Source organism: Leptospira fletcheri, assembly GCF_004769195.1.
GTDB classification, from domain to species: Bacteria; Spirochaetota; Leptospiria; order Leptospirales; family Leptospiraceae; genus Leptospira_B; species Leptospira_B fletcheri.
Genome location: NZ_RQET01000009.1, coordinates 42,407 through 63,668, shown reverse-complemented (window position 1 = coordinate 63,668; position 21,262 = coordinate 42,407). Strand labels below are relative to the sequence as shown.

General features: G+C 47.6%; 18 protein-coding genes. 8 read left to right on the top strand and 10 right to left on the bottom strand.

Going from position 1 to position 21,262, the window contains the following annotated elements:
- Complete coding sequence (locus EHO60_RS12385; protein ID WP_135768521.1) at positions 1-303, top strand: hypothetical protein; 303 nt, start codon at positions 1-3, stop codon at positions 301-303.
- 3 nt (positions 304-306) lie between these two features.
- On the opposite strand, the gene pyk is transcribed toward EHO60_RS12385, so the two are convergent.
- The 4 genes from pyk to EHO60_RS12365 form a co-directional block, all read right to left on the bottom strand.
- Entirely contained in the window at positions 307-1,737 is a 1,431-nt protein-coding gene (gene pyk / locus EHO60_RS12380; protein WP_135768520.1) for a pyruvate kinase, read from the bottom strand.
- 56 nt (positions 1,738-1,793) lie between these two features.
- Positions 1,794-3,761, bottom strand: coding sequence for a hypothetical protein (locus EHO60_RS12375; protein ID WP_135768519.1), 1,968 nt, complete (start codon positions 3,759-3,761; stop codon positions 1,794-1,796).
- 14 nt (positions 3,762-3,775) lie between these two features.
- Positions 3,776-4,822 carry an aspartate-semialdehyde dehydrogenase gene (asd, locus tag EHO60_RS12370; RefSeq protein ID WP_135768518.1) on the bottom strand — a complete coding sequence of 349 codons (1,047 nt, stop codon included), beginning with the start codon at positions 4,820-4,822 and terminating at the stop codon, positions 3,776-3,778.
- Between the two features lie 81 nt (positions 4,823-4,903).
- Positions 4,904-6,451 (bottom strand): hypothetical protein, encoded by a 1,548-nt coding sequence (locus tag EHO60_RS12365; protein WP_135768517.1) that lies wholly within the window; start codon positions 6,449-6,451, stop codon positions 4,904-4,906.
- 103 nt (positions 6,452-6,554) lie between these two features.
- On the opposite strand from EHO60_RS12365, the gene EHO60_RS12360 reads away from it, so the two are divergent.
- Positions 6,555-8,039 (top strand): hypothetical protein, encoded by a 1,485-nt coding sequence (locus tag EHO60_RS12360; RefSeq protein ID WP_135768516.1) that lies wholly within the window; start codon positions 6,555-6,557, stop codon positions 8,037-8,039.
- Here EHO60_RS12360 and EHO60_RS12355 read toward each other — a convergent pair.
- The 6 genes from EHO60_RS12355 to EHO60_RS12330 form a co-directional block, all read right to left on the bottom strand.
- Entirely contained in the window at positions 8,024-9,463 is a 1,440-nt protein-coding gene (locus tag EHO60_RS12355; RefSeq protein WP_135768515.1) for an MBOAT family O-acyltransferase, read from the bottom strand. The two genes, EHO60_RS12360 and EHO60_RS12355, sit on opposite strands and share 16 nt — an antisense overlap.
- A gap of 136 nt (positions 9,464-9,599) precedes the next feature.
- On the bottom strand, positions 9,600-9,815 hold the full coding sequence (locus tag EHO60_RS12350) for a hypothetical protein (protein ID WP_135768514.1): 216 nt from the start codon (positions 9,813-9,815) through the stop codon (positions 9,600-9,602).
- 802 nt (positions 9,816-10,617) lie between these two features.
- On the bottom strand, positions 10,618-10,989 hold the full coding sequence (locus EHO60_RS12345) for a phosphatidylinositol phospholipase (protein ID WP_167880227.1): 372 nt from the start codon (positions 10,987-10,989) through the stop codon (positions 10,618-10,620).
- A 108-nt stretch (positions 10,990-11,097) separates the two neighbouring features.
- Positions 11,098-11,880, bottom strand: a complete 783-nt coding sequence (locus EHO60_RS12340) for a hypothetical protein (RefSeq protein WP_167880215.1) — start codon at positions 11,878-11,880, stop codon at positions 11,098-11,100.
- A gap of 260 nt (positions 11,881-12,140) precedes the next feature.
- Positions 12,141-13,172 carry a hypothetical protein gene (locus EHO60_RS12335; RefSeq protein ID WP_135768512.1) on the bottom strand — a complete coding sequence of 344 codons (1,032 nt, stop codon included), beginning with the start codon at positions 13,170-13,172 and terminating at the stop codon, positions 12,141-12,143.
- 4 nt (positions 13,173-13,176) lie between these two features.
- Positions 13,177-14,547, bottom strand: a complete 1,371-nt coding sequence (locus EHO60_RS12330) for a helix-turn-helix domain-containing protein (protein ID WP_210409369.1) — start codon at positions 14,545-14,547, stop codon at positions 13,177-13,179.
- A gap of 298 nt (positions 14,548-14,845) precedes the next feature.
- Between EHO60_RS12330 and EHO60_RS12325 the strand changes: the two genes are divergently transcribed.
- The 6 genes from EHO60_RS12325 to metF all read left to right on the top strand — a co-directional run bounded on the left by EHO60_RS12325 (position 14,846) and on the right by metF (position 21,254).
- Complete coding sequence (locus tag EHO60_RS12325) at positions 14,846-15,598, top strand: ParA family protein (RefSeq protein ID WP_135768511.1); 753 nt, start codon at positions 14,846-14,848, stop codon at positions 15,596-15,598.
- The gene (locus EHO60_RS12320; protein ID WP_135768510.1) at positions 15,582-16,424 is read left to right on the top strand and encodes a ParB/RepB/Spo0J family partition protein; all 843 of its coding nucleotides are present in this window, start codon (positions 15,582-15,584) and stop codon (positions 16,422-16,424) included. The genes EHO60_RS12325 and EHO60_RS12320 overlap by 17 nt, the downstream gene beginning before the upstream one ends.
- A gap of 388 nt (positions 16,425-16,812) precedes the next feature.
- The gene (locus tag EHO60_RS12315) at positions 16,813-17,718 is read left to right on the top strand and encodes a helix-turn-helix domain-containing protein (RefSeq protein ID WP_135768509.1); all 906 of its coding nucleotides are present in this window, start codon (positions 16,813-16,815) and stop codon (positions 17,716-17,718) included.
- A complete protein-coding gene (locus EHO60_RS17325; RefSeq protein WP_281283057.1) occupies positions 17,715-17,840 on the top strand; it encodes a hypothetical protein in 126 nt (41 codons plus the stop codon). The genes EHO60_RS12315 and EHO60_RS17325 overlap by 4 nt, the downstream gene beginning before the upstream one ends.
- Positions 17,837-20,344, top strand: coding sequence for a discoidin domain-containing protein (locus EHO60_RS12310; RefSeq protein ID WP_135768508.1), 2,508 nt, complete (start codon positions 17,837-17,839; stop codon positions 20,342-20,344). Before EHO60_RS17325 ends, EHO60_RS12310 begins: the two co-directional genes overlap by 4 nt.
- 37 nt (positions 20,345-20,381) lie before the next feature.
- Positions 20,382-21,254 carry a methylenetetrahydrofolate reductase [NAD(P)H] gene (gene metF, locus EHO60_RS12305; RefSeq protein ID WP_135768507.1) on the top strand — a complete coding sequence of 291 codons (873 nt, stop codon included), beginning with the start codon at positions 20,382-20,384 and terminating at the stop codon, positions 21,252-21,254.
- Positions 21,255-21,262 lie beyond the last annotated feature (8 nt).

Sequence of the window (21,262 nt, the reverse complement as noted above, 5' to 3'; positions counted from 1 at the left end):
ATGAGTAAAAAAAAGAAACAGAGCGATTTTTCCGGACTTCGGCTCAATCCTTTCGTCGGATCCGAAGACTTTTCGGAAAAGGATCCCGAAGATATGACTCCGGAGGAATTGAAATTGTACCTTCACATCAAGAAGTTGAAGGTCCGATTGGAGTTCGAACGTTTCCAATCCTCATTGAATTATACGGGAATGTTATTCGAAGCTTTGGACCGCCTCGGAGTCAAAGAAGCCCTTTTGGCCTGGATCGAAAGCCAAGCCTTCGGACCATCCGACTCCGAAAACCCTGGCGGAGGCGGAGAATAAAGATCACTTTACTTCCCTGATCTGAATCGTTTCCACGCGGTCGTCCCCCGCGATAATATCCGAAAGAATCACTACCTGATCGCCTTCCTTGATCCTTCCGCTGGTCTTCAACGTCTCGATGGCCAACTTAATGGTCTTTTCCGGATCACTGGAAAAATCGATGCGATAAGGAATGACTCCTCGAGTCAGCCAAAGCTTTCTTCTTACCGTCGTCATGTTCGTGAACGCGTAGATCAGAGGATGCCTCGGATGAAAGGAAGCCACGTTCAATGCGGTCGTTCCCCTGCGGGTAATCACTATAATCGCAGGACTCTTGATCGAATCCGAAAGCATCGCGGCGGATTTTGCCATCTCTTCCTTCTTGTTGGAAGGAATACGATCGCCTACATACCCGACGCCCGGAGTTTTTTCCACTCTCTCCGCGATTTTATGAAGCATTTCCACGCAACGGATCGGGAATTTTCCCGCTGCGGTTTCTCCGGAGAGCATGATCGCGTCGGATTCCTCATAAACTGCGTTGGCCACATCCGTGACCTCCGCTCTGGTAGGAGAAGGATTGCTGATCATGGACTCGAGAAGGTGGGTCGCGACGATCACTCTTTTTCCGCGGACCGCGCATTCCCGTATGATGGCTCTTTGTATGATGGGTAATTCTTCTATCGGGAGCTCCACTCCCAAATCCCCTCTCGCTACCATGACGCCGTCGGCAGAATCCACGATTTCGATCATATTTTTGACCGCTTCCTGGTCCTCTATCTTGGCCACGATCGCGGAGTGTCCGTTATTTTCCTCGATGATCTTTCGAAGTTGCAGGATGTCATCTTTGGACCTGACAAAGGAAAGAGCGATAAAATCGACGTCCTCCTCCAATCCGAAAAGAATATCCTTATGATCCTTTTGAGTGATGGAAGGCAAATTGACGCGGATTCCGGGAAGGTTGATATGCTTTCGAGAACCTAACTTTCCTCCGTCCACTACTTTGCATTTCAAGGCGGTCTCCTGAATTTCTTCCACCACCAGATTGATCAGACCGTTATCCACCGTGACCCGGTCGCCGACCTTTAAGTCGTTTACGATGTCCCTGTAATTCACGAAAACGGATTGTTCTTCCGATTCGACACCCGGAATGATATGGAAAGTAAAAGACTCCCCCACTTTCAGATCCAGATGGTCCACCTGTAGATCTCCGGTTCGGATTTCCGGTCCTTGGGTATCCAATAAAATCGCGATCGGGTGCTTGAGAACGTCTTTATTCAGAGCTTTGATGATTTTGATGATCGAACGGTGGAATTCGTGGTTCCCGTGCGACATGTTCAGCCTGGCGACGTTCATCCCGGCTTCCGCTAAAGCGAGAATCATCTTCTTATCCGCGGTGGCCGGACCGATCGTGCAGATGATTTTGGTTTTTCTATAATTAACGAGTTCGTTTTTCATGAGATTCGGAAGAATCCGCGGATTCGCCGTCTTCCAGACGAACGCGAAGGATTCGGTTAAATTTTCGCAAGAGTTCGATTCAGAAAATCTTCGAAAGAAATATAGAAATCGAACTTTTCCTGCTCGGGCATATCGGCGTCTTTCTGTTCGTCGACCACCTTCTTTGCCTTATCCAAGAGGGCTTTTCCGTTCTTCTTCAAATATCTCTTGGTGATCAATATCGGAAACGTATATCTCTCTTGCTGATTTCTTACCATAAAGGAAAGGATTTCCTTTTTTGCATTCTTTTTCAGAAAGTTCAAAAGGGTATTTTCGTCGGAGTCGGCTCCTAACTTTTCCAAAAGATAATTGCGATCCGGAGTCTCCCCTTTTGACCAAGCGGCGTCCAAAATGTCCAGAACGGCGGAAAGCATTTTCTTGCCTTCCGGATCCACTTCCTGTTCCCCCGACCGAGAAAAGGCCGAAACCGTTTCCGCGGGGGCCGACGCCGCTGCCTTAGGTTTTGCAACGGTCTCCGCCGCGTCTTTTTCTTTGAGCCTACGCTCCGCTAGACGCTGCTTTTCTTCCTGGGCAGCCCGCGTTTTGGCTTCCAACACCATCTTGTTCTGTTCGGTGGACAATCTAGCTTTGATCTCTTCCGCCTCGAAACGATGCACTACGTTATTTCCGAACAAGGATCTCCAAAATCTGGTAATAAAAGGAAGGTACTTAAACAAAGACGAATATTCCAGTTTGTCAAACTGCTCGGCCGCCTCCCGAGGATCCAGAAAATCCCTTACGTCCATCTTTTCCAGGACACGGATTTCGCTGTCATTGCCGGTGGCGCTAAAAACTCGCCGCGCGTTTTCGATCGCCCCCGGAACGCATTCCTTGTGAAGCGCGAAAGTGTACAGGTTTTTCCTATCCGCGTAATCGGCGCTGAGGATGCTCTCATTATTGACGATCAGAGTGCGCAATTCCCCCTCGATCGGTTCCCCTCGGAATCTGAGAAAATTCAGATCAACCAAACGGTTTGCCGAGTGGATATAGTCCAGGAGCTCGGAGAGTTTCGCCTTTTTTTCCTCTTTTTCCTTCTTTTCCTTCTCCTCTTCCTCGAAGTGGATCAGGGTCGACAGTTCTTCCATAACCGTCTTTTGATCCCCGTAAGCGGGGCTTAGGAAAGGAATGACTTGCGTAACGAGATTTCTGGTACTATCCATCTCTTCGGGAGTAAAATTTCCTATGACTCCGATTCTCTGCAATTCCGGGACGATTTTCTCCTTTAGATATTTCTTATACGCTTCCAGCCGTAAAATGATTTCCTCGTGGACGTTGTAATAGAATACGGACCGGTTTCCCGGGCTGAGAGCCTGTTCGTTCCGAAAAAAATATAGGTTCTTGGAATCGACCAATCGTTTCAGTACGGGTTTCAGGTTTATATTGATCGTCGTCTGCTTCATCGGCGGAGTGATGTCGAAAGAATCCTGAAAAAGACCTCCGATCTCCGAAGAAGCATACGTTTCGCTCAATCGGTTCGAATCGATGCACTCCCAAATCCACCTCTGGAAGTTTTCCGGACCCGGGAATTTTCTTCTCTCCTTGATCCATCTCTGGACGGAGGCAAAAGATGCCTGGTTAATCCCCTCCACATACCGATGGCTGGAGGATCCGTCCGTCTGCAAAGGTCGGGCAAACACGGTCATTAAACGAAGAGAGGAACCGATGGATCGTCCGTCCGAAGTGTCTCCGGTCGGATCAAAATCGATCATGCAGATCTTTTTGATCAAAGGAGGATTTTGTCGCGAGGATAATTCGCGAAGATAGGCCGAAACCCTTTCCCGATCTAGAGCCAATTCCCGAGCGAGCTGATCGGCCGCGGGAAGGATTTTGTTCGCGACGAATTTTTCCGTCCAATCTCCGACGATCAGTACGAGCTTATAGATCCCTTTGTATTGGAAATCTCCCCGGGCTTCCAAAGCCTGAGTCAATTGCAATGCAGAGTTGTAATCCGCAACCTTGAGTTCCGGCGATTGTGGATCCAGCACGGCAAAGTCCTCTCTTAGAGTAGGTTTTTTCGAACCATCAGTTCCGCGTTCAAGACGGCCGCTCCGGCGGCGCCTCGAACGGTATTATGACTTAAGACGACGTATTTCCAATCGAAAAGAGGATCCGGTCTTAGCCTACCGATCACAGTGGCCATACTTTTTCCGGTATCCAAATCCAACCTTGGCTGCGGTCGATCTTCCTCTTCCCTATATACGATCGGCACGGGTGGGGCCAAGGGAAGTTCCAATTCCTGAGGAAGTCCCCGAAAAGAAGTCCAAGCCTTGCGGATTTCCTGCTCCGTAGCTTTCTTTTTCAACTTAACGGAAACGCAAACCGTATGTCCGTCAAAAACGGGAACACGATTGCAATGAGCGGAAATAGGAAAATCCGCATTTACGATACGACCGTCTACGACTTTGCCCAGGCATTTCAAAGGTTCGATTTCCGCCTTCTCCTCTTCTCCACCGATAAATGGGACGACATTTCCTAGAATATCCATACTAGGAACTCCGGGATAACCGGCACCGGAAACCGCCTGCATGGAAAAAAGCATTACCGCTTCAATCCCGAATTGCTCGAAGAGGGGCTTCAATGAGATCGTAACTCCCATGATCGTGCAATTAGAATTCGTAAGGATTTTTCCCGGAGTCTTCTGAAACGAAAGCACGGAAAGATGGTCCGGATTGACTTCGGCGGAAAGCAAAGGCACGTTCTCCACCATACGATGGTTCTTAGAGTTCGAAATGATATGGATCCCGGAGTTTGCAAAAGCGGTTTCGACTTCTCCGGCGACACTTGCGTCCAGACCGGAAAAAGCCAATTTTACTCCGGGTGCGCGGGAAGGGTCCGGCGTCGTAACGATTATGTCCCGCGCATACGAAGGAATGTCCGAAGAAATTTTCCAACGCTTCCTCATCACCTCTCCGTACGTTTTTCCCGCGCTGTTTTCGGACGCACATAGATGGGTAACTTGGAAATATGGATGATTCTCCAAAAGCTGGATGAATCTTTGTCCGACGGAGCCGGTCGCTCCGAGTACGGCAACGCTTATTTTATTCATATCCTTCCGCAATACAAAAGGTCGGAAACGTGAGTCGCCTCCTCCCCTTTTTGATCTATTTTTTTCCCGCGCAGAGCTTTGTCATTCGACAAATTTAACGACTTCTCTCGCGTACATCGGATTCATCTCTTTCATCCCGGGATACGTGAGGTGATGGTAGTCGCTGAAATCCGTTTCCCCCAAGGCGTCCTTCCAATCCAAAAACACGACACCGTTTCCGGAGACCTTCCTCAAATATTCCAGATGATCCCGGTACCATTTCGAATGTGCGTACCATTCCAAACTGATCGGACTTTCCGGATTGTTGACGAGCAGAACCGGAACTTTTGCGGTCCGCATCGATTCCAAAAACTCCGCCATAAAGCGGAAATGAAGCGCCGGACGAAACGTCTCCGACGAAACCTTTCTCTTCGCTTCGGCTAGGGCGACCAGGTATCCGATCCCGGGTCTTTTTTCCGGCTCGGACAATAGGCGAAAAAAGAAATATTCCCTGTATTCTTTCTCACTCATTCCGAGATAGCGAAGGTCTTCGCTCCTTTCTTCCCTAGTGTACTGCATTCCGGACCTGGGGACCTCGGACCCGAACGTTTGTTGTAACCGGACCCCCAACTCGTCGTACACCCAGTCCTTGTTTTCCGCTTCCGCAAAATACGGAACCCAAGTATGGGAGAGCTCTGCCGTCACAGGTGAAGGTTCTTTTAAAAATTTCGGATCCAGAAGAATCCGTTTCCAACCGGGAGAATCGAATTCCAAGATCTGCGAATCCCCCGATCGATTGCGAAGAGAAACGGAAAGTTTTCTCTCCCTCAAAATTTCCCGTACGACCTGGAGATAAAATCCCTTCCGAGTCATATATTCTTCGGGAAGAAAGGAAAAGGACTTTCCGGTCCAACCCAAACTAGTAATCCTTTCCGGAATTTGTACGCCGTTATATCCGTGGTAACTCGTGTTTCTCCCGAAGCGATGGTCGAATAGGGAACGGATATTTTTCCAATAGATGTCCTTGTACCTGTAAAAATCGAAAAGTGCGGCAGCCGCGAATTCTGCGCTCTTTTCCGGTCCCAAGAGATCCCAAAACGAAAATAAGGTCTCGGAGGGAAAGATATACCTGGATTGAGGAGCCTCGCCGTAATTCAAAGCATCCAAGATCAATTTTTCCTCGGGAAACGTATCGTTTCTCCCCGAAACCGGATCCAGGACATAGGTGCGGTGCAATCTCCAATCGATGAAGTTGATCGGATAAACGACCAAATCGGGGCTTAACTCCAAAATTTTTTTCCGGAGAAGATACGCGTCCAAAGGAGTCATTCCTGCATAGGAAAGAAATTCCGCCTCCACTTCTTTCCCGGACAATGCGTACACCTCGCTTTCCAATAACGATCGATCCAAAGAATAATGCGCGATGCTCGACCCGACGATCAGTATGCGGAATTTCGTCTTCGGCTTCTTTCGAATCCGGAAATACTCGTAAAGAAAATTGTAGAAATGGTTCGTACTCCAAGCGGACTCGTTCGGCACCCTCCAGATCGCCGCTCCGAAAACGAAAAAATCCAGACAAAAAATCAAAACGATTCCCCCGAATACGACTCCAAGGCGGGAAGAGGAAAATCTTGTCGGAGAAGAATCCATATCGAAACTCGGCTTTTCCAGGCTCGCTTGAAAGAACCGTTTGTCCAGAACTAGTTTCCGTTTTCTTCTTTACCTTTCCTAAGCGTAAAACCAAATTTCCCGAGTGTACTGGATACTTATTTCCTCGATCCTGTTTCTACTGAGCTTAGCCGCGACTTTAGCCAGGTGCCCGGTCGAGATTTATTGGAATCCGGACGTTCTTTATCTCCCTACCGTACTCACGGACGTACTACAAAACGGTGGATCTTTGCGCAGTTGGTCCTTGGCTTCTTCCCCGTACTTATTTCCGGATTTGCCCTTGGTATTTTTATCAAGCGTCATCGCAGGACATCCGTTCTGGGGCTTGGTCGGATTTTCCGTCTTGCAGGTCTGTTTTTTTGTCTGGGCCTTAGGTAGATTCCTAAGGACATTGGAACCTCAGGTCCCGAGTCTATACAGTTTTTCTTACGCGTTATTGACCGTTTCCTTCCTGCTTTTACTCGCCGAAAAATTTCCGGTCCTTTACCTGTTTCTCGTTCCCACGATGCATATCGGCGCCTTTCTCACCGCACTTTGGGCCTGGCCGTACCTGTACAACGAAAAGGCCCCCAGAATGTTTTTTTTTCCGACCCTCTCCCTGCTCGTAATGTCGGATCGATTCCTATTGTTAGAATTATACGTACCGGCTCTTCTCGCCTGGGCACGTCGTTACGGCAGAGGAGGCCTGGAATTCCCCACAATTTCCCTCAGATTTTTCCTTTCCGGCCTGATCGGATTCGGCCTCCACGCGCTTTTGAGGACGTTTTTGTCCATGCAGGCACCCAATCGATTGCCGATCCTGGAAGCTTGCAAACGGAACTTGGAAGATTTTTTCCAGTGGGTGCTGCACGGGGAACTACCCGGGATTTTTCTATTTTTTGCACTTTTGACCGCAATTTGGGCTTTGTTTCGGGGAAAAGAAAGAGGATTTAGCTTCGGATTTGCCGGGTATTTCCAACTGATTTTGATCGGAATTCCGCCTTTCACCGGGCTATATTCGGACGAAACCGGGCTTCGCTATACCGTCCCTGCATTTTACATGGTACCGGCTCTTTTGGGAGCGCTGGTCATTTCCCGCCATTTGGGCAAACGCAAGAATTCCAGAAACGTAGCCCTTCTCGGCGCCATACTAGGACTGGGAGGATATACGATTTTCAGTTCCCCCAAGTCGTTGCAGGAAAGTTGGATCTTCGCAGGAATTCCCACACCGCCCGAAGCGAAATGCGTGGACGAACTCCACCGGACCGAACCGTTTGTCTCCGTCGTTGCGGATGGAAAAACCGCTAAAAGAATCCTAGTCTATTCCCGGGAAAAAATCAGAGCGATCTCCGTAGACTACAGCACCCTCGAAGGCTCCCATCTTCTTTCCAACCGGGAGTGGTACCTATTTCCGCCGGAGGGACCTTACGCAGTGATTCCTGAAGGATTGGGAGAAGCGAGAGTCCGGTCCTTTTATGGAAATCCCGATCAGATCCTGGAATGCCCGAATGACAACAAGGCGGTTTGGATTTACACGGAACCGAACACCATCCGGAACCTACTGCAAAGACCTTTTCAGAAAACGAAATAGAGAAACGGCTGAGATTCCGCGGATAAAAGAACCGCCGACACCAATGCGGTCACGATTCCGCAGGTAAAAATCCATGCAGGCAAACGTTCCAGCCAGCAGGTAAAACTTCCTCGGCTTTCCTCTCTTTTTCCGATCCAAGTCCCCAGAAGAAACAAAAGCAAGCAGCCGAAAAATATTTTGAGCGACTGATCCCCTGGAGAAACTCCTGCGGAGGAAAGAAAAAACAGCTTCGAAAACACCGCTTGCGTCCGCCCCCAATCGGGAGAACGGAAAAAAACCCAAGCAAGAACCACGGAGAACACCACTACGCACCTGTAGAGAAAACGAAAAACGGAAGAATCGAAAGCGGATTGGAAAAGGGAAAACCGAGCAAAAAATTTTTCCAAGGCAAGAAATATTCCATGAATTCCTCCCCAGACCACGAAATTCCAACTAGCTCCGTGCCAGAGTCCGCCCAAGAGCATGGTAACGAATAAATTCGAGTACGTACGGACCTCTCCGTTTCGATTTCCTCCGAGAGGAATGTACAGATAATTCTTCAACCAAGAAGAAAGGGAAATGTGCCACCGCCTCCAAAAATCGGAAAAGTTGGATGCCAAGTACGGCATCCTGAAATTTTCTGTTAAGCGAAATCCCAAAAGCAGAGCGGAGCCGATCGCAATATCCGTATATCCGCTAAAATCGAAATAAATCTGCAAAGCGTAGGCAAAAACTCCTACCCATGCGAAGGCGGAAGAAACAAAAACGGGATTCTGAAACAGTACATCCGGCAAAACGGCGATATGGTCCGCTAAAACCGCTTTTTTCCAGACACCTACCACTAATAAAACCAAACCAGACCGGAAAGGGAAATCTTCCCAAGAAAGCCAACGGTCCAGCTGGGGCAGAAACTCCTTTGCGGGAACGATCGGACCGGCCACCAATTGAGGAAAAAAAGAAAGAAATAAGGCGTATCTCCAAAAGCTCCGCTCCGGGGGAATCACACCTCGGTACACGTCGATGGTATAACTTAAGGATTGAAACGTATAGAAAGAAATCCCGACCGGCAGCACCACATTCAAAGCCGGCAATGCAGAGGAAAGCCCAAATGCCGAAAATAAGGCATTCGCACTTTGCAGGAAAAAGCCGTAGTATTTAAAAAACCCGAGAACACTCAGATTCCCACAAAGAGAAAGAAGGAGAAGTCCCTTTTTCCTCCTAGCAGAAGATTTCTCCATAGCCAAACCCACGGAATAATCCAAAACGGAAGTGGCCAAAATCAAACTCCCGAACTTGGGACTCCAGGAGAAATAAAACAAATAACTCCCCACCAAGAGGAACGGAAAGGGAATCCATCTCGGGAAAAAGGGTAATCTGGGTAAAATCCACCGTAAAAGAAAGATGCATGCGAAGAAAAGAGAATAAAGCGGGGTTGTAAAATTCATCCAATTTTTATGATTAAAATTAATCGATTAATATAAGGCATGCACGACGTAGAATTAAGATTAAAATTAGTCATAATTAATTAAAAACATAAATATTGATATATATTAAGCATGTTTATATGATTGATTTTAATCGTCAGACGGTCCATTTGCATTTTACGCCGCAATTCGGGCAAATCGCAGTAATTTCAGCCTTAACCCGCCTTCCTTTAGGGGTTTCCACCTTGCCAATCGCCACAAATTCAAAATCTACTCCCTCCGGGACATAATGTCCAGACCCATAGCGAGCAGAGCCTTCGATTAAATTTGAGCAAGCATGGCATTTTACCCTTAACTTGATGACTTCGGCCATACGTAGATAATTCCCCGCGGGAAGGCAAAGGCAAGCAGAAATACCACCTCAAATGCGCCAACTTCTCAGGCGCAGGAATTTTACCTACACATGACAATATTTCATGAAAATACAGGTGTATGAGTGTCTCGGGAACCCAGGTTCCTTGATTCTCTGCAACCCTTTCAACGGCTTCTGGTGCCCCTTTGTCGGAAGCTCTTCTACTGCTCTTTTTTCCAAGCCTAAGGCCAGTATAGCCCAGCAATGGGCACCGAACCTCAACCGAAAAGGCCGAGAAGCCTTAAATTCCTAAAGCCACCGCAGAATCTGCTACCCTAGAATGACCAAAAGCCTATCAAATATTTCCTCAGAACCCAGCCGGTGGTATTCCCAAAAAGCAGGGAGCGATCCTTGATGCCGGAATCTGCCCTCCCTTCGGCATTGCCCAGAGAAAGTCACCCACTCCACAGACTTGGTAAAGATAGACTGTCTAATTTTAAGCATTTTATTTGAGGGTCAATCCAAGCCTTTTCCGATCCAATGCCCATGATGGAACCCCCTTTTTGTAATTCTTGCTTGATTCGCTTTTCTCCAGGAAAACGAAAAATTTCTCCCCCTGAAAGCCCTGGCAAATGTCAAGGTTCGATGCTTAAAATCAGGCATTTATGCTTTTGCCCATTTTCTGCCAGTGGATGCCAGTCTCCGGGCGGGAATTGCTGTTTTTTGCAGGCATTTGCCGGTAAACCGGCAGATAAATCAAAATTCGAACGGATTTACGGCAGGGATTTTTTTCCTGTGCTACGCACAGGCCGAAATTCGATTTTTAGGCTCTTTTCCGTTTCGGAGGGACTTTCTTTTCCAAGGAGGATTTTGCAGCAGGAACATTCTTTTTTGCTCCTTTGCTTTCTAAAGCGTCCGCGTCAAACGTGACGTCTAGACCTTTTTTCTTATTTCGTTTTACCATATAAACGAAGTGTCGGACGTACTGTGCATAAGGCTCCGGAACGGATTTTGGATCGAACTCGAGGGGATTTTCCAAAAGGGAGCGCACAACTGCTTGGTTCAGATCTTCCTTGCTCGTTGCCATCAAGGTTTCGAGCCTACGAAGGATTTCGTTATCGTTCACCTCCATCGTAAGCTTTTTCATCGCATTTAGGAGCTTTTGAAACGAGGTCCGCTTTACCTTGGCAGCCATATTATGGCTTAGAATTTCAAAGGAGTCAGAAATCACAAGAATTTCTAGAATTTTAGTGCATTTGTGATCGATGCAGTCTTGTGTAAAAGGTTAGAAAAAGCTCCGACTTCAGAGAGTTTGTCGGAACGAAAATCCCGGGAGAAAGTGAGGTCTCCGCTGGAGCAGCACTCCCCGCATAGATAGCAATTCTTCTGCCTTGCTCTCCCTAACTGAAAACCCAAGCCCAGCGGGGAATCCTTGTTTCTTTCTCCCTTTCGCAAATCGTTCCGACAGGGAGAATTCCGACGCCATCACTCTTTGCACCCCTGCACTTTTAGGCAGAACAGAGATCTTCGCTCTGGACGACTCCAAGAGCAAGGTTCCGCTCGCGGGGAAAAGTAAGAAGGAGCACATTTCTACGGAGATGTTTTCAGCCGAAGGGAGAGAAACACCCAGCTCTTCTCCTAAGCCATACTCCAGATCCGAAAGAACGAACATCTTCTCATCCTCGGATTCGGAAATTTGGCGGGAGAATAGGGGCGCGCAAGTAGATCCTAAAGACGTGGATAGACCCGAAAAGGAATCCTCACCGACATGCAGACGATCCGATCCGGAAGCCGAAAAGGTTGCCACCAAAGACCGCATCTTAGGCTCGAAGAATTTCGAGCGAATCGAATCAACATGGGAACCGGGAAGAGAGAGATCGGAAAAAGCAACGGTCCGCAAATCGACTCCATCTCTCAAAACGGAAGGAGAGCATCCCAGGATCCGAGAGGACTTGGAGGAAATTTTTTTCACCTCTAGAGACGCGGTCTTTTTTTGGGAATCCCGAGAAGATGGTCGGACAATATTTTCCAGATCGGGGAAATCCGAAAGCCTCTCTTGTTCGGAATAGGAAATGCCTTCCGCCAAAACGGAATCCACTTCGGCTTGATGAATGATTGCAGAATTCGAAGAAATTTCCGAATGCGAAATCGAAAAAGAAGCTTCGGATCTTTTTTCTTCTGAAATTTCCTCAGAGGCGAAGACAGGAAAGCTCACTACGCCAAACAGCGCAATAAGCAAAAAATGTGCCAATTTTCCCTGTCTCAACCCAAAAAACATACGAATCTAGGAAGAAATTAGCCCTTTTTGTCAGAAAAGGAAGCATTTTTTGCCGTTTTTCGGAAAAATTAGGCAGATTTTCGGAAGAGCCTCTTGGTCCTAAGTTTCCATTCCCAAAGGACGATTTCCTGTTCTTTCGACCCGACCTCTCCCTGCTCTTTTTCTAAGAGCGCATAAACCATACTCGCAATGTCCCGGGAAAAGCCTTTGTCCAGTTCCGATTCGAATTCGACCTCTTTCATTTCCAGAATCATGCCGACCAACCGGAAGCCTTCATCAAGATTTTTTAATTTAAGCTGCCAGGCCTTCAGCTCTTCCTTATTTTCCTCGTTGCGAATCATAACTCCCAAAAAGGTGCGGATAAAAATCACCTCTTCCGGACGGAGAGAAAAATCCAGGAGCAATTGTTTTACTTTTTCCAGCTCCAGTTTTCGGAGATGCACTCTGGCCAAGAATACCGGATTGGTGGAGTGCATATTCAGATTCCCTTTTTCCAAGAGATCCGTAGCCCGAACCTTATTAAAGTCTACGATACTGGATTCTTCCCTAAGACTTCTTTCCAGCTCCTCTTTGCCAGGCATGATCCCGCCCGGCGCTTCCAGTTTCTGTGCCACTTTTCTCTTGATGATCAGCATGTTCAAAGCGGGAAATCTGATCTTAAGAGTCACTAAATCCTGACGGGGAAATTCTTCGTCCAAAACCAAATGGTGAAGCTCGACTCCTTCTTCCTTTGCGCGCAAAAAATCTTCGCTTTCCCGGTAGTGGAAAATAATAACAGGAAGGATATCGCATTCACTTCCGCTATTCAGAAATATGGTACGGACCTCGTTGCCAGAACTAGCGTGCTGGTAGGGAATGACCATTTTTCCTTGCCGAACATTCACAAAGCTGAGCTCTCCTAAGCGGAAATGGGAGAGGTCGAATTCATCCCCCAAAAAAGCGACCCTAGGAACCGGAACTACGATCGATTGATTTTTTGCCCCCTTGGGAACTTCCGGACCCTTGGAGGTAAATACGACGTAGGTCATTTTTGCCAGCCGGACCTTTACAAGAAATCCGCCGGGCGTCTTTCTTTCTTCGTATAAGGTATCTAATTCCAAAATTTTACCCCAGTCCCAGATTTTTTAATTTGTACTGAAGGGAGCCCCTGGATATCCCGAGCGCCTTAGACATGCGGATCTGGTTTCCGCCGAATAACTTATAAGCCAAAAGAATTTTTTGCCTCTCCAATGCCTCAACGGCCTTCCTTAAATCCAAATCGTCTGCATCCGGAATGGAGACTCCTTGAGGGCGACTGATGGTCTCTGAAAACCCTAAAAGTTCTCTCCCAGAAGTATGCAAAACTCCTTCCTCTATTAGATTCCTAAGGTCCTCTAAATTTCGATTCATTTCCGGGTGAACCAAATGAGTCCTAGCTTCCTTAGATAAGACCAGATCTCGACGCCCTTGCGCCTCCTTGGCCTCTTCAAAAAAAAGGGTTACCATTTCTTCTCTATCCTCTTTGGGCCAATTGCTCCAGATGGGTAATTCTATAAAATTGGACTCTAAGAATGATCGAAAAAAAACGAGCTCTTCCTTGGGAGAAATTTCCGAATTTTCCAAAAAGACAAGCCGAGGCCGACTTCTTTCTGCAATCGAATATTCATATAATAATTTTTGCTGCAGGGCCGAATACTCCTGGATTTTCTCAAAAATGAGGGTCCCTCCTTGGACCATGGTTTCCCATTCTTCCAGTGACTTTTCCAATTTCCCGGCTTGCTCCGGAAGCACCCCAATCACCAAAAATCCCCGGTCCGCGGATTCGTTTCGGTGCAACCATTTGGCCAAAGTCTTTTTACCGGAACTTCTGGGTCCACGGATTTTTAACATGCCCAATTTGCGATAATTGTCTAGAACCGACTTTCCCCCTCCGCTCATTCGAAATAGCAATTTCCCCATGCAGCTCCATCTTTCTTCCGTAGCTTCGCGAGAAGGGGCAAAACCGGCAGACGCCTCTTTTTTTTCGCTCCTGAATGACCGAGCGATATTTTGACAAAGAAGGGCCAAGAGCATGGTCTGCCAAGGCTCAGGAGGAGAGGAGAGTTCGATCAATAAAAATCCTTGGAGCTTTTCATCCAAATAAATTCCGGAAAGCAAACATCCTTCGGATCCACTCTTATACAAACCGGAAGCTTGGTCTTTCGTAAGAAAAAATGGAGATCTCTCCGATTCTAAAGACTGCCGGACCTCGGAGCCCCTGGACAAGAAAGTATAGAAAAAACCTTCCTCTCCGTACCCCAAGGATGCGACCTCTTCTAAGGACCCTGGCTCAAGATCGGAGGCAAGGACCAAAAGGCCCACTTCTCCTTTTAAAACCTGCAGCAAATACGGAAAAGTCTCCGGGAGTAAAAAGCGAAGCTCTTCTGCAGAAATGCTTCCATAAATTAAATCCCGAACACTGGGCTCCATGTTGGAAGATTGTTTAAAATTAAGCATGGCGTCAACCATGTACCGATCAAATCGATTACGTCGGACGTCCGACATCGGAGATAAAAATCAAGGGCCTCATATTTTTGTCGCCGGTCCGAAAAATCTTTTTTTCGGAGAATGTGTTGAATCCACTCTGCCCTTCTTACCAATGGGAAACTGAGCCCAGGAAAATTCCGTTGCCTGAGCCCCAATTTTACGTTCGCATAAGATTTTTCCTAATAAAAGTCGATTCGTTAGAAAGAAATTTACCTCTCGTAAAGGTTAGGATGTCGGACATCCGACAATTGAAATACAAGGGACCAGAATGATCGTAGTATCTATAGCCAATCAAAAAGGAGGGGAAGGCAAAACCACCACCTCCCTGAATCTAGCATGGGGGCTAGCCCGCCGAGGAAAAAAAACCCTGATCATAGACATTGATCCGCAGGCAAATTCCACGGGTATTTTTTTGAACCCGGACAACTTGGAAAAGTCCATGCACAACATTTTTCAATCGAAAGCAAAAGTGCGGGATGTAATCGTTCCCACTCACGTAGACAACCTTAGCATAGCTCCCTCCAAGTTGACTCTGGCGGAAGCGGAGACAGTTGCCGCAATTGTCGACGCCCCTTACATACTCAGGGACGCTCTATCGGACCTGGAAAAGGAGATAGATTTTTGCATCATAGACTGCCCTCCCAGTCTTTCCATCTTTACGATCAATGCCCTCGTGGCTTCAAATTATGTGATCATACCTTTACAGGCGGAAAAATTTTCCGTAGATGGAATCCTCGGTTTGCAGCAGACGATCAACAGTATCAAAAAAAGGATCAATCCCGGGTTAGAAATTCTAGGCGCCTTAGTCACCCAGCTCAAGCCTCAAACACTTTTAACAAAGACCATCATTCCCGTGCTTACAAAATATTTTAGGATTTTTGAAAATAGCATCTCGGACGGAGTCGCGGTAGGAGAATCGCATCTGGCCAAAAAATCGGTCTACGACTACAATAAATCCAGTCGGCAAGCCCAAGAATACGAAGGCTTTGTAGAGGAGTTCCTAAATGAGCTCAAAAAGTAAACGGTTAGGTTCTCTGGCCGATGTCTTCCAGGCAGAAAAACTAGAGGGCACGATCCGCAAAATCCGTTTAGAAAAAATCCGCCCTTCGGAAAACCAGCCCAGGCAAGAAAGAAAGAAAGGGATCGAAGAACTCGCCCAGAGCTTGCAAAAGGACGGACTCCTCCAGCCCATACTAGTTACAAAACAATCAAACGAAGAATTTTACACGATCATAGCGGGAGAAAGGAGATACCACGCCGCCTCTCTCTTAAATTGGACGGAAGTGGAATGCAAAATCTTGGACCGGGACGCAAAGGAAACGTTTCGACTTGCGATCATCGAGAATTTACAGAGGGAAAACTTATCTCCGTATGAAGAGATTGAGGCAATGAGCCATCTGAAAATCACCTTCTCTTATACGGATCTAGAACTTGGTAACTTATTCGGAAAAAGCAGAAGCTACATGACGGAATTGCTCGGTATCGCCGGTTTAACCAAGGAAGAATTGAAAGCTTGCAAAGATGTGGGCGTTGAAACGAAAAACCTGCTCGTCCAAGCGGCCGCTGCCTCCAAAAAAGGCACCTTCCAGGATTTTATACAAAAATTCGGAGCCGGGGAACTAAAGACCGTCAAGGACGCCAAGTCCTTTAACCGGGCAGAAGACACCCTCTTCCCCTCCGACACATCCACAATTTCGCATAAGAACCAAGAAATTTCTATCTACCCGTACAAATTGACCAAAAAAGGGAATTCCATCCTACTTTCCTGCGAAGACGAAGCGTTTTTACAAGAGCTTTATAAATTCGTAAGAAAAGAGATCCCGAAAAAATTCGGCAAATCTCCTTAATCGGAATCCGATCTCTTAAAATTCAAATTCCTTAACATATATTGTTAAGCGAAATATAAGTACAAACAAGTACTTAGCAAAAGATTTTTACTGAAAACAATCAAAACTAGCCAATGGGATTGACAGAGAAAAAAAGCGAAATATTATGTGACATAATATTCTAAACGGAAATGTAGTACTTTTCTTCCATCCCGAAGGGAGAAAGGGTTCTCTATATTCTGTTGTCCGGAAATAAAAAACTCCCCTGGAGAATTCCAGGGGCCGGACCTTCCCGAAGGAATGTTGTTGGATGAGACATAATGATTCCTATGTCGGATAATGTCAACTCCCTTCGGATTTTTTGCTTAAAATTAATTTTTTGCTCTCGGGGGCAAAAAGGATCCGTGGCATGGGAGAGCATACTCCATACATCAAATTCCTTTCTGAAATCATCGATTCCGGTGTTTGGGCACGGCTTTCTTCCGCGGCAAAGACCTTATACCTAGTTCTGCTTAAATTTAGCGATCATACCTTTAAGCCCGTATGGCCTAGTAATGAAATCCTGCTCAAGCTCACTGGACTAAAAACCAAAAAGTCGATCAATGAAGGAAAAAGAGACCTGGTAAAGGCCGGCCTACTCCAGTTTGTTCCCGGCACAGGGCATAAGAATACGATGTATTATTTCTGCTTTCATTTTCCCGGTTCTAAAATTCCACCCCAGGGGGGTATTTTTGGAAACCCCAGGGGGGTGGATCGGGATCTCTCAGGGGGTGGCGTTTCCCCGGCCGAGGGGGTTCCGGCAGTATCCCCAAACAATATAAATATAACCATTCACAATACCCAGAACCAAAAACCAAATCCGCGGAAAGACACGCAGAAATTGTCTTTAGATACCCTTTCTTCTGAATACGGGCCTGCCATTCTATCGGAAGCCATGGAAATCGCAAAGGCCCAAAACCAGGAGAGGAATCTGTACTATCTTCGAGGGATTTGCAGGAACCTATCTGCTTCTCAAAAACAGCCGAATTTTGAGCACAACTCGGAGCGATCTGGAGAAAGGGTGGAGCCTACTTCCAGACACTACGAGGCATCTTGGCAAGGATTTCTAGATTGGTGTGCTGGGCTCCTTTCCCCTTCTAGCGTGGCCGTGTTGAGAAATATCCGAGTGGAGCCGGACGGAAGAACCCTTCTGTTATTGGATCCTGTGCCCTCCTCCTTGAGGGCTATCGTTACAAAGTACTTCACAGACACAATCCACCCATCGATACTGGTTATATTTTCGGCAAAGCACGAGGAGAATCGTACGAGAGTATGAAAACGAACGTTTTGCCATTCGAGCTTATGCTTCAGTTTAAAAAAGACATTCCGAATCTACTTTCTGCGATTGCAGGAGGAAGAATTTCGGCAAATTTGAAGGACCAACTTAAACCCGTATGAACCAAGATTCCATCCGAATCAGTCACCCTCAGCCAGTAAAAATCCGAGAAGTTCGGACAAAAGGATCCTTTGACTTGAAAGAAGGAAAACTTCGGGGATATTCCGAAAGTTTGGACACGCCAGGAATAGGGATTTTGACTCTTGCTTTGGCGGAAGGGTCTAGTTTTAATCAAATTAAGTTGCATACCTCGGACCCTCAGGCTTCTTTCTTTCCGGATACGTTTCGATTCGAAGTTTCTCTGGATGGAAAAGTTTGGGAGCCGATTTTACAGGAAACCGGTTTTCGGCGTTCCAATCGAAAATTCGGCCAGTGGAATTTCTCTCTTGTTCGTGCGAATTATCTGAAATTCGTAAGCAAGGTCTCCGAAAAAGAAGGGGGAAAATGGAAGGTCGCCATCGCAGATTTAGAGGTGGGGATTTCCGGAATCGTTCAGGTGGAAGTAAGCTCTGAGCAGGACAGGCTCTGGGTAAAAGAAAATCTGATCGATGAACGTCCGGATTACGGATGGGCTTCCCATGAATCCGGGCAACCGAAAGAGGAATTCTTTCTGGTGGATTTAGGCTCCATCAGTCGGGTAAACGAACTTCGTCTACTTTCGCCCAAAACCATTCCTACCCTTTTTCCCGAAGTTTTTACGGTGTATTATAGTGAAGACGATCTTACCTGGAACCAGCTTTTGGAAGAGAACCAATTTCTTTCGGAGCCGGGAGTTTGGTACCAGTGGCGGTTTTTGCCCACAAACATCCGGTTTTTGAAATTCGTCTCCCGCCCCGTTAAGGCCGCAGGACAGGAAAAATATTCTACTCGGATTGCGGAAGTCGAACTATACGCTTCTCCGTACCTAAGCGATCTTACGCAAAAGCCGACTGCGGAGCCCCTTCCGTATGCGACTGTGCTTCGCTCCGGACTTGTCCGTTTGGCAGTGGATGGAGAAACCTCGGAAGGTGCCGCAGTTCAGGCGAATGACAGAAGGCTTAGGGATTCTTCCACCGAATACAAAGGAATCGTGGAGCTTGCTTCGGACGGAGAGGAAAAGGAAGGAGTGGTCGTCCAAGGAAACGACAGAAGGCTCAAGCACTCTACGGAAACTTCCTTCGGTTTGGTGAGACTCGCGATGAATGCCGAAACTAGGGCAGGTCGAGTTGTCCAAGGGAATGACGATAGACTGAAGCTTTCCTCTACACAATCTCCGGGAATTGTGGAACTCGCCGAAAACGGAGAGACCAAGGAAGGGGTCGCGGTCCAGGGGAACGATGACAGGCTCAAGCACGCGAATTTCGAGAGATTCGGGTTGGTCCAACTTTCTCCTCCGGGAGAAGCGAGTCCTGGAAAAGTAGTCACTTCCGATGATCCTAGGCTGCGTGCCGCTACCACCCAATCCCCCGGGGTGCTCAGATTTGCCGCCAGCGGAGAAGAGGCTGCGGAAGCGGCCATCCAGGGAAATGATAAGCGCCTAAAATTGGCCACCGCTCAATCCTTCGGGATTGTACAGTTGGCTCGCTCCGGAGAGAGCAAAGAAGGAGTGGTTGTCCAAGGAAATGACGAAAGATTGAGATCCGCCAGTACGGAATATCCGGGAATCGTATCGATCGCTCCTAAAGGAAAATCCATCCCGAACCATGTGATTTCCTCCGACGATCCTCGCTTGTCCGATTCCAGAGACCCGAAACCTCATTCCCACGAGTACGCTCCGATCGAGCACGACTTCAATTCCCATTCGGGATTTCTCAGATTAAAAGGTTCCGTGGAAGCTTCGTATCTGAATATTTCCCCTCCTCCGGAAAATAACGGCGTAGTCTATGCCAGAAACGAGAGCGAGAAAGGATCCGGAATCGTCGGCGCGGGACGGAACATCGGTGTTCTTGCCTACGGAGAAAAGTTCGGAGCTCGGGGAGATAGTTCTTCCGGTGACCGGGAATCGGCAGGTGTTCTGGGTCTTGCAAAAAGAGGCTTCGGAGGATGGTTTCATTCCCGATCGGGGTATGCGGTGTATGCCAGCGGAAAAGGGATTCCGTCTTTGAACGAGACTGGCTCCGGAAGAGCGGTCTTGGCGGAAGGAGAATCCGATTTTATTGGCACCGTGTACATGCAGACCGGAAACGGAATCGATTGTATCGCAAGATTTTTTCCGGTCCAATCTTCCGACGTCATCGGCGAAGGGGATTGGTTGGTCATGGGAGAGGACGGTCGTCTTCATAAATCCAAGAACCCGAACGCGACAAACGTAGTCGGTGTTGCCGTAAAGTCGGCGGCGTTAGTTCTGGGAGAAAAACCCCACGTAGAAGGGCAATGGTTGGTCGCGATTTCAGGCGTGGTTCCCGCTTGCGTGGAAGCCCAGTCCCATCCGATCCATCCGGGAGATCTTTTAGTGGCAGGGTTGACGGGAGGCCATGCGGTCAAGGTCGCTTCCGAAAATTTAAAACCGGGCTCCTTGGTCGGAAAGGCTCTCGGTTCCCAAAAAAGTGGACGGGGATTGATTCCCGTTCTTTTGAGCTGCGGCTGATATACTCGCGGATTGCGGATTCGCAGATAAGGAAAATATGAAAAAGATCCTAGAAATTTATAATAATGCTAAGGGACCAGTGTACTCTTTCGAGTTCTTCCCTCCGAAAACGGATGAGGGAGAAGGCAAATTGACGGAAACTTTGAGGGAACTCTCCCGTCTCCAGCCAGGGTACATTACGGTTACATACGGAGCCGGAGGTTCCACTCGGGATAAGACCATCCGACTGACTTCCGATTTGGCCAAACAATTCGATGTTCCGGCTGCAGCCCATTTTACCTGCGTCGGCGGGAACCGGGAAGAGATCCGATCTATTTTAGGAGAAATTTATGCTTCCGGAATCCGGAACCTGATGGCATTACGGGGAGATCCTCCAAAGGGTCAGGGAGAGTTTCAGAAGGCCGAAGGCGGTTTCGGACATGCGAGCGAGTTGATTTCATTCATCAAATCCGAAGGCTTCGACTTTTGCATCGGAGGAGCTTGTTATCCCGAAAAACATCCGCAGGCTCGGAGTTTGGAAGAGGACGTAGACAATCTCAAAAAGAAAGTGGACGCAGGGGCTTCCTATTTGGTTTCCCAATTGTTTTTTAAAAACGAGATTTTCGAATCCTTTCTCGGTTTGGTACGTAAGAAAGGGATCTCCGTTCCCGTGATTCCGGGGATCATGCCGATTACTTCCTTTTCCCAAATCGAACGATTTCGCGCCATGGCTGCCTGCGAATTTCCTGCGGAACTCCTTTCCGATCTGGAGGAAGTCCGCAATCGTCCCGAGGAATTCTACAGAAGAAGTTTGAATTTTAGCGTCCGACAATGCAGGGAATTGCTTTCTTTGGGCTCCCCGGGAATCCATTTGTACACTTTGAACCAATCCCACGCCAGTTACGACATTGTTCGGGAATTGGAAAATTAGGCCAAAGA

What these genes read in the sequence shown, in the direction of transcription:
- EHO60_RS12385 (WP_135768521.1), top strand. Translation starts at nt 1, where the DNA reads ATGAGTAAAAAAAAGAAACAGAGCGATTTTTCCGGACTTCGGCTCAAT.
- pyk (WP_135768520.1), bottom strand. Translation starts at nt 1,737, where the DNA reads ATGAAAAACGAACTCGTTAATTATAGAAAAACCAAAATCATCTGCACG.
- asd (WP_135768518.1), bottom strand. Translation starts at nt 4,822, where the DNA reads ATGAATAAAATAAGCGTTGCCGTACTCGGAGCGACCGGCTCCGTCGGA.
- EHO60_RS12365 (WP_135768517.1), bottom strand. Translation starts at nt 6,451, where the DNA reads ATGGATTCTTCTCCGACAAGATTTTCCTCTTCCCGCCTTGGAGTCGTA.
- EHO60_RS12355 (WP_135768515.1), bottom strand. Translation starts at nt 9,463, where the DNA reads ATGAATTTTACAACCCCGCTTTATTCTCTTTTCTTCGCATGCATCTTT.
- EHO60_RS12350 (WP_135768514.1), bottom strand. Translation starts at nt 9,815, where the DNA reads ATGGCCGAAGTCATCAAGTTAAGGGTAAAATGCCATGCTTGCTCAAAT.
- EHO60_RS12345 (WP_167880227.1), bottom strand. Translation starts at nt 10,989, where the DNA reads ATGGCTGCCAAGGTAAAGCGGACCTCGTTTCAAAAGCTCCTAAATGCG.
- EHO60_RS12330 (WP_210409369.1), bottom strand. Translation starts at nt 14,547, where the DNA reads ATGCTTAATTTTAAACAATCTTCCAACATGGAGCCCAGTGTTCGGGAT.
- EHO60_RS12325 (WP_135768511.1), top strand. Translation starts at nt 14,846, where the DNA reads ATGATCGTAGTATCTATAGCCAATCAAAAAGGAGGGGAAGGCAAAACC.
- EHO60_RS12320 (WP_135768510.1), top strand. Translation starts at nt 15,582, where the DNA reads ATGAGCTCAAAAAGTAAACGGTTAGGTTCTCTGGCCGATGTCTTCCAG.
- EHO60_RS12315 (WP_135768509.1), top strand. Translation starts at nt 16,813, where the DNA reads ATGGGAGAGCATACTCCATACATCAAATTCCTTTCTGAAATCATCGAT.
- EHO60_RS17325 (WP_281283057.1), top strand. Translation starts at nt 17,715, where the DNA reads ATGAAAACGAACGTTTTGCCATTCGAGCTTATGCTTCAGTTTAAAAAA.
- EHO60_RS12310 (WP_135768508.1), top strand. Translation starts at nt 17,837, where the DNA reads ATGAACCAAGATTCCATCCGAATCAGTCACCCTCAGCCAGTAAAAATC.
- metF (WP_135768507.1), top strand. Translation starts at nt 20,382, where the DNA reads ATGAAAAAGATCCTAGAAATTTATAATAATGCTAAGGGACCAGTGTAC.